The sequence below is a fragment of the Kitasatospora sp. NPDC127111 genome (assembly GCF_042677465.1).
GTDB lineage: Bacteria > Actinomycetota > Actinomycetes > Streptomycetales > Streptomycetaceae > Kitasatospora.
This window is the reverse complement of sequence record NZ_JBHXTG010000086.1, coordinates 23,848-37,311: the sequence shown is the minus strand read 5'-3', so window position 1 is coordinate 37,311 and position 13,464 is coordinate 23,848. Positions and strand designations below refer to the sequence as shown.

The following is a 13,464-nucleotide window of genomic DNA, read 5'->3' as shown; positions in this document are numbered from 1 at the left end:
CACACCCCACCCCACCCCCCACACCCCACCCCACCCCCCACACCCCACCCCACCCCCCACACCCCACCCCACCCCCCACACCCCACCCCACCCCCTCGCCCGCACCGACCCGCGCCGACGCCCGCCCCACGAGCGCGCCGCAGCCTGGGAACGCCATGACCGTCCTCGACACCCGCGCCCTCAACCGCGCCACCCTGGCCCGCCAGCACCTGCTCACGCGCAGCGACACCTCCGTGCCCCAGGCGGTGGCCCACCTGTGCGGCCTGCAGGCACAAGAGCCCCAGGAACCGTTCATCGGGCTGTGGTCCCGCCTGAGCGACTTCAAGCCCGAGCAACTGGACGATGCGCTGACCGGCCGCACCGTGGTGCGCACCCACCTGATGCGCCGCACCGTCCACCTCGTCACCTCCGACGACGCGCTCGCCTGGCGAGCCCGCCACGACACCATGCTGCGCCAGCGAGTGCTGGGCACCTACCCGCGCGAACTGGCCGGCATCGACCTGGATGAGCTCGCCACCGCCGGCCGCTGCGTCATGGCCGACCAGCGGCCGCGCACCATGCGCGAGCTCGTCCAAGCCCTCGAAGACCGCTGGCCCGGCCCACCGCGCCGCGTCCTGGGCGAACTGCTCGTCGCCGCCCTCATCCCCATGGCCCAACTCCCGCCCCGCGGCCTCTGGCAGCAGAGCGCCGGCGTACGCAACCTGCCGCTGGCCACCTGGCTGGAACGGGACATCGACCCCCTGCCCGCCGCGCACGGCGATCCCGTGGGGCGGCAACTGCTGCGCCGCTACCTCGCCGCCTACGGGCCCGCCGCCAGCGCGGACCTGCGCGCCTGGTGCGGCCTCGCCGGCCTTCCCGCCGCCGTCAAAGCCGCCCGCGACGAACTCGTCGTCTTCCGCGACGAACGCGGCCGCGAACTGCTCGACCTGCCCGACGCACCCCGGCCCCACCCCGACACCCCCGCGCCGGTCAGGTTCCTGCCGGCCTTCGACAACGCCGTCCTCGGCTACCACGACCGCGGCCGCGTCATCGACGCCCCCCACCTCGGCCTGTCCGTCGCGGGCCACCGCTTGGTCCTGGTCGACGGGCGCGTCACCGCCACCTGGACCGTGCGCGGCAACCACCTGCGCGTCAGTCCCCTCCGGCCCCTCACCGCCCCGGAACGGGAAGCCGTCCGCGCCGAAGCCCAGGACCTGAGCGCCTTCCTGGACGCGGACATCGAGCACGTCCGACTCGACACCGAAAACTGACGATCACCCACTCCCGATCCCGACGGGAGGGGACCGTTCACCCCGCCCACAGGATCCCATGAACCCGCGCCCGTCGCGGCCGGCCCTGGCCGCCGCCACGACCGTGGCACCGGCCTGGGGACGGCCGCCTACACCGGAAGGCGCGGGGCCCCGCCCGCCGCCCGGGTGGGTGCCCATGCCGAGTTCACAGCTGTGTCGCAACGCGGACCAGGTCGGCAACGGCACGAAGGCGGCTGTTCGGCGGCCAGGCGATCACCGTCGTCACCGGCGCGGCGTCCAGGACCGGCACCGCGGCGAGGTCCCGGCGCAGGTCGGCGCCGGCCGACTCGGGAATGACCACGGTGGTACGGCCGAGCGCGATCAGCTGGAACAGCTGGGTCAGGTTCCGTATCTCCGCGCCCGGTCCTTCCGGGTAGCTGCCGCCGGGACCGGGCCAGCGGGCCATCGGCAGCTCCGGCAGCGCGGTGACGTCGGCCATCCTCACCTGGGAGCGGATGGCGAGCGGGTGGGAGGCCGGCAGGATCGCGACCTGACCCTCGGTGGACAGGACTTCGGTGTCGAGCCCGGCTGCCGAGTCGAAGGGCAGGTGCAGCAGCGCCACGTCGGCCTGTCCCTCCTGCAGCAGCCGCCGGTGCTGGTGCGCCTCGCAGAGCAGCAGATCGACGGTGACCGCACCGGGTTCCGCGGCGTAGGCGTCGAGCAGTTTCGTCAGCAGCTCGCCACCGGTGCCGGCTTTGACCGCGAGGACGAGGCTGGGGTGTGCCGTGGCCGCCCGTTGGGTACGCCGCTCAGCCGCGGTCACCGCACTGAGGATCGCGCGTCCTTCGGCCAGCAGCACGGCTCCGGCCTCGGTGAGCGTGACCTTGCGGCTGGTGCGTTCCAGCAGTGCGGTGCCGAGCCGCCGCTCGAGCTGGGCGATCGTGCGCGACAGCGGCGGCTGGGCTATCCCCAGGCGCTGGGCAGCCCTGCCGAAGTGCAATTCCTCGGCGACGGCGACGAAGTACCGCAGCTCGCGTATGTCCACGGGTCCAGGCTAGGACGGCAGGCGGCTGATCGATACCGCTCGGGTATCGCCGCACTACCGGGAGGGTGTTGGTGCCCGGCTGCGGCGCAGGCATGCTCGCTGTCATGAGCGAGAAGACGATCGCGCTGGTCACCGGCGCGAACAAGGGAATCGGGTACGAGATCGCGGCCGGGCTGGGCGCGCGGGGCTGGAGCGTCGGTGTCGGCGCCCGGGACGAGCAGCGCCGCAACGACGCCGTGGCGAAATTGCGTGCGGCCGGCGCGGACGCGTTCGGCGTGCCCCTGGACGTGACCGACGCCGGGAGCGTGGCCGCCGCGGTCCAACTGATCGAGGAGCGGGCAGGACGGCTGGACGTACTGGTCAACAACGCCGGCATCGCCGGCGGCTGGCCGCAGGAACCGACGACCATCGACCTCGAGACCGTGCGGCGACTGCTGGAGACCAACGTCCTGGGCGTCATCAGGGTCACCAACGCGATGCTGCCCCTGCTGCTCCGTTCGGCGCACCCGCGCATCGTCAACCAGTCCAGCCACGTCGCCTCCCTGACCCTGCAGACCACGCCCGGCGTGGACCTCGGGGGGATCAGCGGGGCGTACGCGCCGACGAAGACCTACCTCAACGCCGTCACCATCCAGTACGCCAAGGAGCTGAGCGGCACCAACGTCCTGATCAACAACGCCTGCCCCGGCTACGTGGCCACCGACCTCAACGGATTCAGCGGGACGCAGACCCCCGAGCAGGGCGCGGCGATCGCCGTCCGGCTGGCGACCTTGCCGGACGACGGCCCGACCGGCCAGCTGTTCGACGACAGCGGGGTCGTGCCCTGGTGACCTGACCTCGGACGCGTTCCCCGTCGATCGGGCCGTGGCCGCCCGCCCGCCCGCCAGCCGGCGGGCCCCGGCGTCTTCGCAAATCGTCGTGGGTGGCCCCTGTCGGCGGCGACGACGGGGGCGGACGGCGTCAGGGTGCCGGTGGGTGGCCGGGATGCTGGCGGGTACGGACGATGACGCGTTGATGCGGGGCCGGTGTACGGGGGCGGATCACGACGACCCGGATCCGGGGCCGCGGCCGGGCCACGTCTACCGGGAGGGTGGCGGGGCCGTTGGACGGGTTGCTGATCGATGTGAGCGGAGGGAGCCACGAGGAACTCGAAGAGGGGGCGGCCCCTGGAAGCGGAGATCGGGGCCTGCGGTGCCGGCGGGCGTGCTCACTACGGTCCCCGGCCTGGAGACTGCTGGCACTGGCACGGGGACTCGGAGGTTGACACCGCCTGACCGCGGTGCGGCGGTGGTCGGGATCAGTCCCGCAGGCCTCGCCAGATCGGGTGCCGCAGCCGGCCGGCCGGGGTGAGTTCCAGGAACTCGACCTCGGCGCGGAGTGTGGGCCGGACGAAGCGGATCTCGGTGCCGCGCGGCAGTCCGAGGCCGGTGGGTGTGCCGGTGAACGGTGACATCGGCTGATCGAGGCGGCGCAGCGCGGCGGCGAGAGCACGGCGTTCGGCGGTGGTGAAGCCGGTGCCGACGGAGCCGGTGAACAGGAGCCGGCCGGGTTCGACGGGGACGCCGACGAGGACGGCGCGCACGGTGGCGCCGCCGGGCAGCCAGCCGCCGATGACCACGTCCGCGGTACGGAGGTGCTTGATCTTGATCCAGTCCCGGGACCGGGCGCCGGGGCGGTAGAGGGAGTCGGAGCGCTTGGCGATCACGCCCTCCAGCCGCTGCTCCTTCGTCCAGCCGTAGGCCTCGGTGACCGAGGTCCACACCGGCGGCACCCGCAGCCCGGGCCGCTCCAGGTCGAGCCCTTCGAGGACGGTGCGCCGCTGCCGGTACGGCTCGGTGAGCAGCGGTCGGTCCGTGTGGAGGAGGTCGAACGCGACGAACAGGGCGGGCGTGCTCGCGGCGGCGGCCCGGACCGCGGCGGGGCGGGTGCGGTGGATTCTGGTCTGCAGCGCGGCGAACGAGGGCAGTGCGCCCCGCATCATGACCACCTCGCCGTCCAGGACCAGGGGCCCGGGCACGTCGGCGAGCGCCTCGACGACCTCGGGGAAGCGGGCGGTGTAGTCGGCATCGTGCCGGCCGGCCAGGCGTACCGAGTCCCCTTCCCGGTAGGCGACGGCCCGGATGCCGTCCCACGTCGCCTCCGCCCACCAGCCGGCTCCGGACGGCAGCGGCCCGGCGGTGGCGAGCATCGGCTCGAGGTGCGGCAGCCGGACCTGCGCGGGTCCCCGGGGGCTCATACCGTCCAGGATCTGCCGCCCGGCCCCGGGGGGCGAAGTGCGGTACCGCCGGGCGGCCGCACACGGCTCGCCCGGGTGCACCACGATGGAGGACACAGCCCGTCCCCGCTACCGCGCCGACGACGTCATCGAGGAGACCGCCCGGCCCGAGCGCCGGCTGCTCGTGGTGGCCGTCGTGAAGGGGTCTCCCTGGTGCGCCATCTCGACCTGACGGTGCCCGGCGAGCCGGATGCGGAGCCGCGGGAGAGTACATGGGCAACCTTGAGCAGTGATCAAGCCGGTGCGGACGCGTTCGCGGCAGTAGAGCAGCTGAGGTCATCCATGGTCAGAGGGTCGCCAGCCGGACGAGGAGCATCGTCACCGTGCCCACGACGAACACCGACCCCAGCACCGTGAACAGCAGGTCGACCGTCCTGATGTCCCAGCCCTTGATGGCGAACCGGTGCGGGGCTTTTGGATCGTATTGGACCACGACGTGCGCCCCCACGCGGAAGTCGTCTCCGACGACCTTGCGGCCGAACCTGGAGGAGTACTCGCACGTGCGCCCGTCCCGGGCCGTCCAGGCCGCGACGGGGTGGTAGGACGTGGAGCCTTCGTCGTTCCGGCTGGCATCGTGGCGGACGATCCGCGCCTCGGCAGTGACGCCCGTGCGGCGGAGCGCGCGGGCGCGGCGGAGGCCGTGGACGCCGAAGCCGAGGAAGATCGCGCCGATCGCCAGGGGGATGAGGGAGAAGAGCCATTCGCGTTGCACGTGTTACGTGACGCGTGCGCTGAGCCGGCAGTTGCGGGTGGAGGGGCAGTGACAATCCTCAGGCGGGGCCCTTCTTGACGACCAGACTTCGGTGAGCCTGCTCGACCGTCTGGCTCTGTTCACTACAACGGGTTCTGACTCAACTTCCGTGAACCGCACACGCTGAGTGACGATGCTGCGGTGCGGTCGCTTCGGGAAGTTGCCCAAAATCGTCAGCGCCGGGTCCGTTGTGGCCGACAGTGCAGGACCGTGGACGATCGGGTGCCCCGCTTGGAGGGGCTGCTGATTCCGTCGGTCGCGGGTGTCGCGGTGCTGTCGGTCGACGTGGACGTCGAGTCGGTGAACGTGACGCTCCAGTCTTCAGCGGCGAGTTACAGCTGCCCGGGGTGCGGGGGCTTGTCGACCCGGGTGCATAGCTGGTACCCGCGGTTTGCCGTCGACGGGCCGGTCGGGGGGATGCGGGTGCGGCTGAGCCTGCGGGTGCGGCGCTTCGTGTGCGTTAGCTCGTCGTGCGGGCGGCGGACCTTCGTCGAGCAGATCCACCGGCGGTGCCCAGGGTCCAGCCGTGGGCGGCGACCAGGGCGGTGAACACGTCGGCGATCGGCTGCGGTGCGCGCGGGCCCTGAGTCAGGACTTGTTTGAGTACGGGTGCTCAGGCGTCGGCCCGGGTCGCCCGCCTACGGTGGCGGTACGGAGTGGGGCGGGGGAGGGAGTGGGGTGTTCGACAAGGCGTTGGCGAAGGGATGCCTGGGGGCCGTGGTGGGCCTCGTCGTCGTGGTCTTCGCCGTGTTCGTGTTCCAAATGGGCGTGTGGTGGTACATCGGGCTCGACGACCCGTACACGCCGAAGCCCGGGCCCGAGCACGTCCGCCTCACCGCGGCCGAGTTCCGGGAACGCAGCGAGCAGGCCCTCCACGACACGGTCGGCGGCTTCAGCCCGGGCCTGGTGCTGAGCGACACCGGCTACACCGTCGAGCAGTACCAGCGGCGCCCGAACGGCGAGCCGAGCAGGCTGTCCTTCGTCGACCGGCAGTTCACCGCCCGCACCAGGATCCTCGCCTCTCACCGCGGGGAGCTGGCGGACGGCATCGCCGCCCACTGGCGGGAGCACGGTTACCAGCAGCAAGGCTGGATCTGGACCCCCGCCGAGCGGGAGAAAGGCCCGGACTACCACTTCAGCGCCGAATCCTCCGGGGGGATCAGGGTCTACGTCGCCCTTGTACCGGGCCCCGACCAGACGCTCACCCTCACCATGTCCATCCGCGGCGACGGCGTCGAGTACGCCCCGGACTCCGCCCGGCCCACCACCGCCCTCCAGCCGGACATCGAGGACGCCCACTGGTCGGACGGCGAGGGTCAGGTGCAGCGTGCGGCGGAGCTGACGGCACTGCACGGGGCCGCCGTCGCGGCCGGCCGAGCCGCTAGCAAGCTGCCGGCCGGATGAGCGGCACCGCCCGACGCGGGCTCGTTCCGGGTGCCGGGCGGGTGCTGCCCCCCACCGTCCGCCCGCTCCGCACTCGGCTGCCGTGGTCGCCCTCGACGCCGAGTTGCACGCCACCCTGGCCGCCTTCGGGGAGACGGCCGCTCCGTCGCGAGAGGCCTTCGAGGACTTGGATGAAGATGTCCTCGTCCGTGTGTCCATCTCCGGACACACAGGGTCGACGTGCGCCAGCTGGCCCTGTTTCCGCTTGCCGAATGCCGCAGCAAACGCACCCTGAAAGCAGACAACTGCTATCTGGAGGTTGCCATGGCGACGCTGTACCGCAAGGGTGAGACCGAAGCCCGCGAAGTCGAGATGTTCCAACTGGACCTCGAAGAGGGCGATCTGGAGACAATGCGTGCTGATCCCGAGCGGTTCGTCAGGGATGCGCTCAAGGACCATCTGAGCCTGGTCAACGGCGTTTCCATCGATGCCCGCGTGATGGCCAGCCTGACAGGCAGTGAAACCTTGTCGGGGGTCATCGTGCACCATACCGTCAGCGGCAAGTGGGAGTCTTGGGTCGAAGTGACCCGGATGTAGGGACGCGCTACCCTGCGGGGCCGACACCGCACACTGTCTCAAAGGGGCCCACGTCGACCTCGATATCGGAGCGGAGCTGGAGGTCAGCGCCAGCCGGAGATGGCCGGGAAGTGTGTTGCGGGTTCCGCGGGCGCACGTTCGCGCCGGTGGAACCGGGCAGATCTGCCGGTCCGGGTCGGAGAAGGTCGGGCCGCCGGCCGCGAGCGGGCGCCCGAGCCGGGGCCGGGACGGCTATGGCCTCGCCGGGCGGCTGGCGGAAGCTGGCGCCCTGCTCGACCGGCAGCCGGGGACCCGGCGCCCGAAGTCCTGATCGACGACACCCTGGCCCCACCGCCCGTAGCGCTCGACAGCGTCACAAGGCGGCAGACCCCGACACGGACGTCGGGGTCTGCCGCCTTCCACGGCATAGGTGATCCATCACCAGAGCTTCGCGCCCAGCACTCTGCGGGGGTGGCCTACTGCCCGCAGTCGGTGGGGAACACCTCGACCCGCGGTCCGTTCGGCGGGGCGAGGACGTCTCGGTAGTGGTGGTCGAACAGAAACCAGTCCGCCAGCGGCTCAGTGGGGATCGGCGGAAGGCCGGCGGCATGCTCGATCGCCAGCTCCTCCGGGGTACGGCCGAGCACAGCGGCCAGGTCCCGCAGGATCTGCGCCTCCACCCCCGGAGACCCATGGTGCGCGGGCCTGGCCTGCACGGCCCCGTTCGACGTCCCGACCTTGGACCGCGCTCCGCCAAGACCCGCAGACCCAGGAGCGGAGACGAAGCCGACTTCCTGGTGCCGCGCACCGGGGTGAGGACGGGTTGTCCGCGTGCCGCGCGCCGGGGTGTGACGGGTTGTCCGCCGCGCGGGGCCCGGCGGGGTGGGAGAGCGCGGTGGTGGTCAGCCTCCGTGGGCGGTGAGTGTGTAGCCTTCGGGGCCCTCGAAGGAGAACATCGGTCCGAACGGGCTGTCCACGACGGGGGTCAGGATCCTGACTCCGGCGGTGGTGAGCTGGTCGTGGAGCTGGTGGGCGTCCGTGGTCCGGAACCAGAGCACCACGCCCAGCCCGGGACGTGCGGTGTCGGCGAGGTCGACGCCCGGGAGGAGCCCACGGACGGCGAACGGGGTCGGCTTGGTGTCGAACACGACCGCGCCGGGCGGCGAGACGGCGGCCCGGCGCAGGCCCAGGTGCTGTTCGCAGAAGGTCGCTGCCGCTTGCACGTCGCGCACTTGCAGGGCGACGAAGTCGGGGCCGTCGATGGTGGCGGGCATGGGTGTTCCTCGATCCGTATGTCAGAACTTTGACATAGCGGAGACTAGGATCTCGCGGCACTCATGTCAAAATGCTGACATGATGGAGACTTCGTCGGCCGAGCCGCCCCACCCCGCCAAGGACGTCACCCAACACGTGGGCTACCTGCTCAAACGAGCCCAGGCCGCCCTGCGCGGCGCCATGGACAAGGCCCTGCGCGAGCACGGACTGACCGTGCCGCAATACGCCACGCTCGAACTCCTGGCCCTGCACCCCGGCATGTCCAACGCCGACCTCGCCCGCGCGACCTTCGTCACCCGGCAGTCCGGAAACGTCGTCCTGCGGGGCCTGCAGGAAGCGGGACTGATCACACGCCCCGCCACCGCCGACCACGGCCGAGCCCGGCCCGCCCACCTCACCGAGGAAGGCCACACCCGCCTGGCCGCGGTCCAAGCCGCCGTCTACGCCATCGAAGAGCGCATGGTGGAGGCGATCCCGCCCCAGCGCATGGCCGCGCTGCTCACCGACCTCGACCGCATCGCGGCAGCTCTGGAGAAATGACCCGGGCCGATTGTCCGGCCCGGCTCTAAGCGGCGCCAGTGGCGGCAGCAACGCGTCGAAGACCGCCGGTTGCCGCCCGGCCGGAAGGCCCGCCCGCCGCTGGGCGCCCCACCCCGCGTTTCAGCGGGTCAGCCATCGTGGCCAAGCCCCTTCCCCACGCCGGCGCCTCTTCCCACGCGATAGCCGAAGAAAGAGGACCGGACTGTCACCACCTGCCCAGACGGGCCACCTTCGGCTTCGCCCCGGCGGCCTGCTCCGCGGCCCGCAGCCCTCCCCGCCCCATGCCGAGCGCGCACCCGCCGACCGCCCCGCCGGACGGGCGTGACCAGCCGGGCGTGACCAGCCAGGCGCCGGCGAGGTGCGCCTCCGGGCGGCTACGGTTTCACCAGCCGGGCAGGGAGGGGTTCGTGAAGTTCACCATCGACACCGAAGCCGATGCGTACGAGCGGGCCTGCGAGGTGGTGAACGCCGCCTACGGCCGGCCCGCGCGGCCCCATCTGGCTGCGCCGCTGCCGCTGGCGCGGGGCGAGGTCTGGAGGGATCAGGAGCGGCCGGGGGCTGAGCCCTGGAGCGAGGACCTGCTGCGGGCCTGGGTGCGGGCGTTGTGGGGACTGTCGGATCCGGCGCTGGCGGTCTACTGGCTTTGCGGCCGGCCGGGTGTCGCGGTGCGCTCGTACGCGCTGATCCCGGTGCTGGCGCCTGGTGCGGGCCGCGGAGCGGACTGCGTCAAGCGCCATCGGACCTGTATCAACCAGGCCCTGCGCGCGGCCCGATCGGTCGGCCGGAACCGGATGCCGTTCGCCCGCAACGAGGGCCGTCGCACGTACACCGCCGCGCCGCAGGTGGCCCGGATCGTGCTCGATGAGCTGAGCAAGGGCCCTCTGCACGCCGAGATCCTCGAGCGCGCCGCTCTGGCGGAAAGCCTGGCCGAAGACGGCAGGACCGCCTGACCTACGGCAGGACCGTTCCTCGTACCTGGTCGGGCGTCAGGGCGTCAGGGCGTCAGGTCGCTTCTCCGAACTGGCGGGGAGCGTCATTCCTGAAGCGCGGCAGTCGGAGCCGCCCATGGGTCGTCGCCGAGGTGGCCGGTGTCGGGAGAGACGGCGTTCGGCTGACGGCTTTGGGCTTCCTCCCGTTGAGCGGGCACGTCGGGGATGGCGGCGATGGCCTCGGTGAAACGGTTCTGCCGGATCAGCAGTTCGGCCAGATCGGTCGCGGCTCGCTTTCCGGGCAGCGAGCGCAGGAGGGCCATGGCCTCCTCGACGCGGCCGTCCTGGGCGAGCAGCCACGCGATGGTGAGCTCGCGGTCGTCCACCTCGTCGGCCGGGAGGGCCTCGATCTCCGTGATCGCTTCCCGGGCGCGGCCGGACTCTCCCATCAGCCACCAGCGGTTGGAGCGGAGCCAGGACGCCTCGTTCTCCGCGAGGAATTCGGGGCTGCGGCCTTCCGTGAGTCCGATTGCCTTGCCGTGCTGGCCCTGGTCGGCCAGGAGGATCAGGGCCCCCTGGAGGAGATTTCCGTCGTAGAGGTCGTCGAACGTGTGCTCCGCCGCCTTGATCGCCTCGTCGAACCTGCCCTGGCGGATGAGCAGGCCCATCAGCATGCTGTCGTACCAGCCCGGATGACCGGCGGCGATGAGACCACGCAGGAAGGTCTCCGCCTCGCCGGCCCGTTCCGCGTTCTCCAGCGCCGTCACGTAGGGACCCACGGCGCTGTGCCTCTGGGTGTCGGCGAGTTCGCGCAGCTCATCGATCCGGCCGTGCCGGGCCAGCAGCTCCGCGTAGAACTCGACGTTGTTCTGCGGCCCGTAGCCGCGTGCGGCCGTATCCGCTTCGAGCAGCCGGATCGCCTCGTCCACGCGGCCGGACCGTTCCAGGACCCGGGCCTGCGCGGACAGGACCGCCCAGAGGTCACGGACGCCGGGCTGTTCCGGGTCGCGCCGGAAGTCCTCGGCGATCGGAGCCAACAGCTCCAGCACCCGCTCGTCGCTCCCCAGGCCATCGGTCATCTCCACCAGGGCCGCCAGCACCCGCCCTGCGCGCAGGTGCGGGACGAGTACGCCCAGCGCCTCCTCCACCCGCCCGGCCCGCACCAGCACCTCGGCATGGTCCCGCGCCGCGTCGGCCGCGCTCTCCTTCGATCCCTCGGGGCGCGTCAGCTCCAGCGCCTGGTCGACCCGGCCCCACCGCACCAGCACGTCCGCACCCACCCGCACCGCCCGCTGCCAACCGGTGGCCGCGAACGGCTCCACCACCGCCCAGGCCCGCCCGAACTCCCCAACCGCACACAGCTCCCGCATCGCGCCCACGGCGCAGAACCAGTCCGCGCGCTCCTGCGCCGCCTGGACCAGAGCCTCCAGGCCACCGCGTTCGCGGATGTCGTCCACGAGCCGCGGCAGCACGCCGCCGAGGGTGTCCACCTGCCACTGAAGATCATCCACCTTCACGCGGGCAGCCTAGTGTCCGAACGTCTCACGACGTCCAACCGGCCGAGGGGCCCTCCGGCGCCGACCCGGCGAACCGATGCGGGCACAGCACTAGAGAGCCGAGATGGAGGCCGGTGCGCGTTCGGCGCGGCTCAGTGCGCGCAGCACATCAGTCGCTCCATGGCGTCGCAGTGCGATCCGCGCCAGCAGGTCCACGACCGTCTCAACGGCCAGGGCCGGGAACTCCGGTGTGGGAAGCCCGACACTGTACGCGAGGTCGTCGGAGTGGACGATGAGCTCCAGGGTCCGGCTGGTGACGAAGTCGTCGAGACTGATCGACCACGGTCCCCAGGTCGGGCGGCGGACGCGTCGGTCCGGCGCGGCCGGCAAGGTGCCGCGCAGCTCGTCGACGCACGTGGCGACTCGCGCGGCCAGTGCGGCGGGACCATCGGCGGCCTCGTCCTCTCCGCCGGATCGGATGCCCTGATTGAACGGGGTGTCGATGTCCGAGCCGATCCAGCTCACCCGCCGGTAGTACTCGTGGATCGAGATGGTGGGCTCGGAGGGTTCCGGCTCGGCCAGCACCGCGGGAATGAAGAAGACCTGCCCGGCCAGGTGGCCCGCCAGCCCACGGACGCTGAGCTTCGCCAGCGCGGAGGGCTGGTGCCAGCCGCCCGCGACCGCCGGCTCTGCCAGCAGCCTCCCCGCTGATTCCGCCACGCTCAGGTAGAGCTCCCTGACCTGTGTCACTTTCTCATCCCCCTGTCGTCGGTGATTGCCTCACCGGTCAACCTCGCGAACAGGTGAAGCATTCCGGACACGACCCGCTGGTCCCGGATCGACGATGCACCGGTCCAGGCGCCGCCGAGACGGCGAATCCCGCGGATTGATCACGACCCGGTACGCGCCCTGGCCAGGAGCTGTCCGGCCGATCACACGGAGGTGGAGGAAAACGGCGGGCCGGGGGCTTGTCGGCCCTGGTAGAACTGGGTCGATGGGTGTTCAGGAACGTGACCGCAAGGTGTACCGGCCTCTGCGGCGGGCCGGCCTCGAGGTGATCCCCAACGCTGTGCCAGCGGGCACGATGCCGTTCGTCCGCGGGTACGGTGCGCAGGACGTGGCCGGAGGCTTCTGGCACCCGTACGGCACCTCGCGCCTGGTCGAGCGGCTCAACGCGGACTGGTACGACCTGGCGGTCTCCTCGGGCCTCTTCGACCGGCGGCGGGAGTTCCTCGTGCAGCTTCCCCAGGGCACCCGTTCGCACCGGGCCGCTCTGCAGCACCTGCACAGCGGCATCACCGCCCCAGCGCTGTGGCACCGGGTCCGGCTGCTGGATCGCTGGGACATCATGGGCCGAGGCGCGGCATCGGCGTTCCTGGGCGTGCACTCGGGCCACCCGGGCTTCGGCATGATGGCTCTGGACGGCAGCGTGTACGTCCAAGCCTCGACGGGTGAGACCGGCATCGACGTGCTCGTGGTGCGTCACCCGGACCGGTCGGAGAATGTCCTGCGATACCTGGAGTGGATCACGCGTTACGACAGCCCCTACGCGAACCGCGAGGAAAAGCAGCGTGTCGCCGTCTGGCTCGCCAGCCGTGCAGGGGGCCTTCCGGGTCGCTGATGACGAGAGCTCGCCCTCACCTACCTGTTCGGCGGAGGAACGTGCGGCGAGTGCGGCGCCGAGTTCTCGATCGCCGAGCAAGTGGCCGAGCAGTACTGAGACGCCCAGCGACCAGGCCGGCCGGAGCGGAGAACCCGTGTTCTCCGCTCCGGCCGGGGCCAGACCTGCGAAGGTGGTCTCCCCATCCATCGTGGAAGTTTCCCCGGCGGGTCCGGCTGGTTCGCACCCGTTCGGAACGTCTGCGTCCGCAACGAGTTCGGCAACGAGTGCGTGCGGCAGGTCCAGTGCGGCAGGATAGGCAACCAACGAGGCTCCCCGGCAGAAGAGTTGAGACGTCAGACATC

The 13,464-nt window shown here is 71.7% G+C and carries 16 protein-coding genes and 1 pseudogene; 10 read left to right on the top strand and 7 right to left on the bottom strand.

The annotated features are described in order from the left end of the window. Nucleotides 1–155 precede the first annotated feature (155 nt). Nucleotides 156–1,250 (top strand): winged helix DNA-binding domain-containing protein, encoded by a 1,095-nt coding sequence (locus ACFVHB_RS34920; RefSeq protein WP_380330315.1) that lies wholly within the window; start codon nucleotides 156–158, stop codon nucleotides 1,248–1,250. A gap of 184 nt (nucleotides 1,251–1,434) precedes the next feature. Here ACFVHB_RS34920 and ACFVHB_RS34915 read toward each other — a convergent pair whose 3' ends face one another. Then, nucleotides 1,435–2,274 (bottom strand): LysR family transcriptional regulator, encoded by an 840-nt coding sequence (locus tag ACFVHB_RS34915; protein ID WP_380330312.1) that lies wholly within the window; start codon nucleotides 2,272–2,274, stop codon nucleotides 1,435–1,437. Between the two features lie 92 nt (nucleotides 2,275–2,366). Between ACFVHB_RS34915 and ACFVHB_RS34910 the strand changes: the two genes are divergently transcribed. After that, nucleotides 2,367–3,104 carry an SDR family oxidoreductase gene (locus ACFVHB_RS34910; protein ID WP_380330309.1) on the top strand — a complete coding sequence of 246 codons (738 nt, stop codon included), beginning with the start codon at nucleotides 2,367–2,369 and terminating at the stop codon, nucleotides 3,102–3,104. Nucleotides 3,105–3,258: 154 nt separating this feature from the next. Then, nucleotides 3,259–3,548 (top strand): annotated as a pseudogene (locus ACFVHB_RS34905) (hypothetical protein). A 23-nt stretch (nucleotides 3,549–3,571) separates the two neighbouring features. Here ACFVHB_RS34905 and ACFVHB_RS34900 read toward each other — a convergent pair. After that, entirely contained in the window at nucleotides 3,572–4,510 is a 939-nt protein-coding gene (locus ACFVHB_RS34900; protein ID WP_380330306.1) for a hypothetical protein, read from the bottom strand. 85 nt (nucleotides 4,511–4,595) lie between these two features. Here ACFVHB_RS34900 and ACFVHB_RS34895 point away from each other — a divergent pair, with 85 nt between their 5' ends. Continuing rightward, nucleotides 4,596–4,721, top strand: a complete 126-nt coding sequence (locus ACFVHB_RS34895) for a hypothetical protein (protein WP_380330303.1) — start codon at nucleotides 4,596–4,598, stop codon at nucleotides 4,719–4,721. A gap of 114 nt (nucleotides 4,722–4,835) precedes the next feature. On the opposite strand, the gene ACFVHB_RS34890 is transcribed toward ACFVHB_RS34895, so the two are convergent. Continuing rightward, nucleotides 4,836–5,261: a DUF3592 domain-containing protein gene (locus ACFVHB_RS34890; protein ID WP_380330300.1), complete on the bottom strand. Its 426-nt coding sequence runs from the start codon at nucleotides 5,259–5,261 to the stop codon at nucleotides 4,836–4,838. Between the two features lie 180 nt (nucleotides 5,262–5,441). Between ACFVHB_RS34890 and ACFVHB_RS34885 the strand changes: the two genes are divergently transcribed. The 3 genes from ACFVHB_RS34885 (at nucleotide 5,442) to ACFVHB_RS34875 (ending at nucleotide 7,280) form a co-directional block, all read left to right on the top strand. Further along, a complete protein-coding gene (locus ACFVHB_RS34885) occupies nucleotides 5,442–5,849 on the top strand; it encodes a transposase family protein (protein WP_380330297.1) in 408 nt (135 codons plus the stop codon). A gap of 129 nt (nucleotides 5,850–5,978) precedes the next feature. Beyond that, nucleotides 5,979–6,704, top strand: a complete 726-nt coding sequence (locus ACFVHB_RS34880) for a hypothetical protein (protein WP_380330294.1) — start codon at nucleotides 5,979–5,981, stop codon at nucleotides 6,702–6,704. A gap of 219 nt (nucleotides 6,705–6,923) precedes the next feature. Further along, the gene (locus ACFVHB_RS34875) at nucleotides 6,924–7,280 is read left to right on the top strand and encodes a hypothetical protein (RefSeq protein ID WP_380330291.1); all 357 of its coding nucleotides are present in this window, start codon (nucleotides 6,924–6,926) and stop codon (nucleotides 7,278–7,280) included. Nucleotides 7,281–7,735: 455 nt separating this feature from the next. Here ACFVHB_RS34875 and ACFVHB_RS34870 read toward each other — a convergent pair whose 3' ends face one another. Together ACFVHB_RS34870 and ACFVHB_RS34865 are read right to left on the bottom strand one after the other, a co-directional pair. Next, a complete protein-coding gene (locus ACFVHB_RS34870; protein WP_380330288.1) occupies nucleotides 7,736–7,939 on the bottom strand; it encodes a hypothetical protein in 204 nt (67 codons plus the stop codon). Nucleotides 7,940–8,161: 222 nt separating this feature from the next. Beyond that, nucleotides 8,162–8,533 (bottom strand): VOC family protein, encoded by a 372-nt coding sequence (locus ACFVHB_RS34865; RefSeq protein WP_380330285.1) that lies wholly within the window; start codon nucleotides 8,531–8,533, stop codon nucleotides 8,162–8,164. 79 nt (nucleotides 8,534–8,612) lie between these two features. Between ACFVHB_RS34865 and ACFVHB_RS34860 the strand changes: the two genes are divergently transcribed. Beyond that, a complete protein-coding gene (locus tag ACFVHB_RS34860; protein WP_380330283.1) occupies nucleotides 8,613–9,074 on the top strand; it encodes a MarR family winged helix-turn-helix transcriptional regulator in 462 nt (153 codons plus the stop codon). 407 nt (nucleotides 9,075–9,481) lie between these two features. Continuing rightward, nucleotides 9,482–10,024, top strand: a complete 543-nt coding sequence (locus ACFVHB_RS34855) for a hypothetical protein (RefSeq protein ID WP_380330280.1) — start codon at nucleotides 9,482–9,484, stop codon at nucleotides 10,022–10,024. An 83-nt stretch (nucleotides 10,025–10,107) separates the two neighbouring features. Here ACFVHB_RS34855 and ACFVHB_RS34850 read toward each other — a convergent pair whose 3' ends face one another. Then, the gene (locus ACFVHB_RS34850) at nucleotides 10,108–11,520 is read right to left on the bottom strand and encodes a hypothetical protein (RefSeq protein WP_380330277.1); all 1,413 of its coding nucleotides are present in this window, start codon (nucleotides 11,518–11,520) and stop codon (nucleotides 10,108–10,110) included. 90 nt (nucleotides 11,521–11,610) lie between these two features. Beyond that, nucleotides 11,611–12,249 carry a maleylpyruvate isomerase N-terminal domain-containing protein gene (locus tag ACFVHB_RS34845; RefSeq protein WP_380330274.1) on the bottom strand — a complete coding sequence of 213 codons (639 nt, stop codon included), beginning with the start codon at nucleotides 12,247–12,249 and terminating at the stop codon, nucleotides 11,611–11,613. Nucleotides 12,250–12,493: 244 nt separating this feature from the next. Between ACFVHB_RS34845 and ACFVHB_RS34840 the strand changes: the two genes are divergently transcribed. Beyond that, on the top strand, nucleotides 12,494–13,120 hold the full coding sequence (locus ACFVHB_RS34840) for a hypothetical protein (protein ID WP_380330271.1): 627 nt from the start codon (nucleotides 12,494–12,496) through the stop codon (nucleotides 13,118–13,120). Nucleotides 13,121–13,464 lie beyond the last annotated feature (344 nt).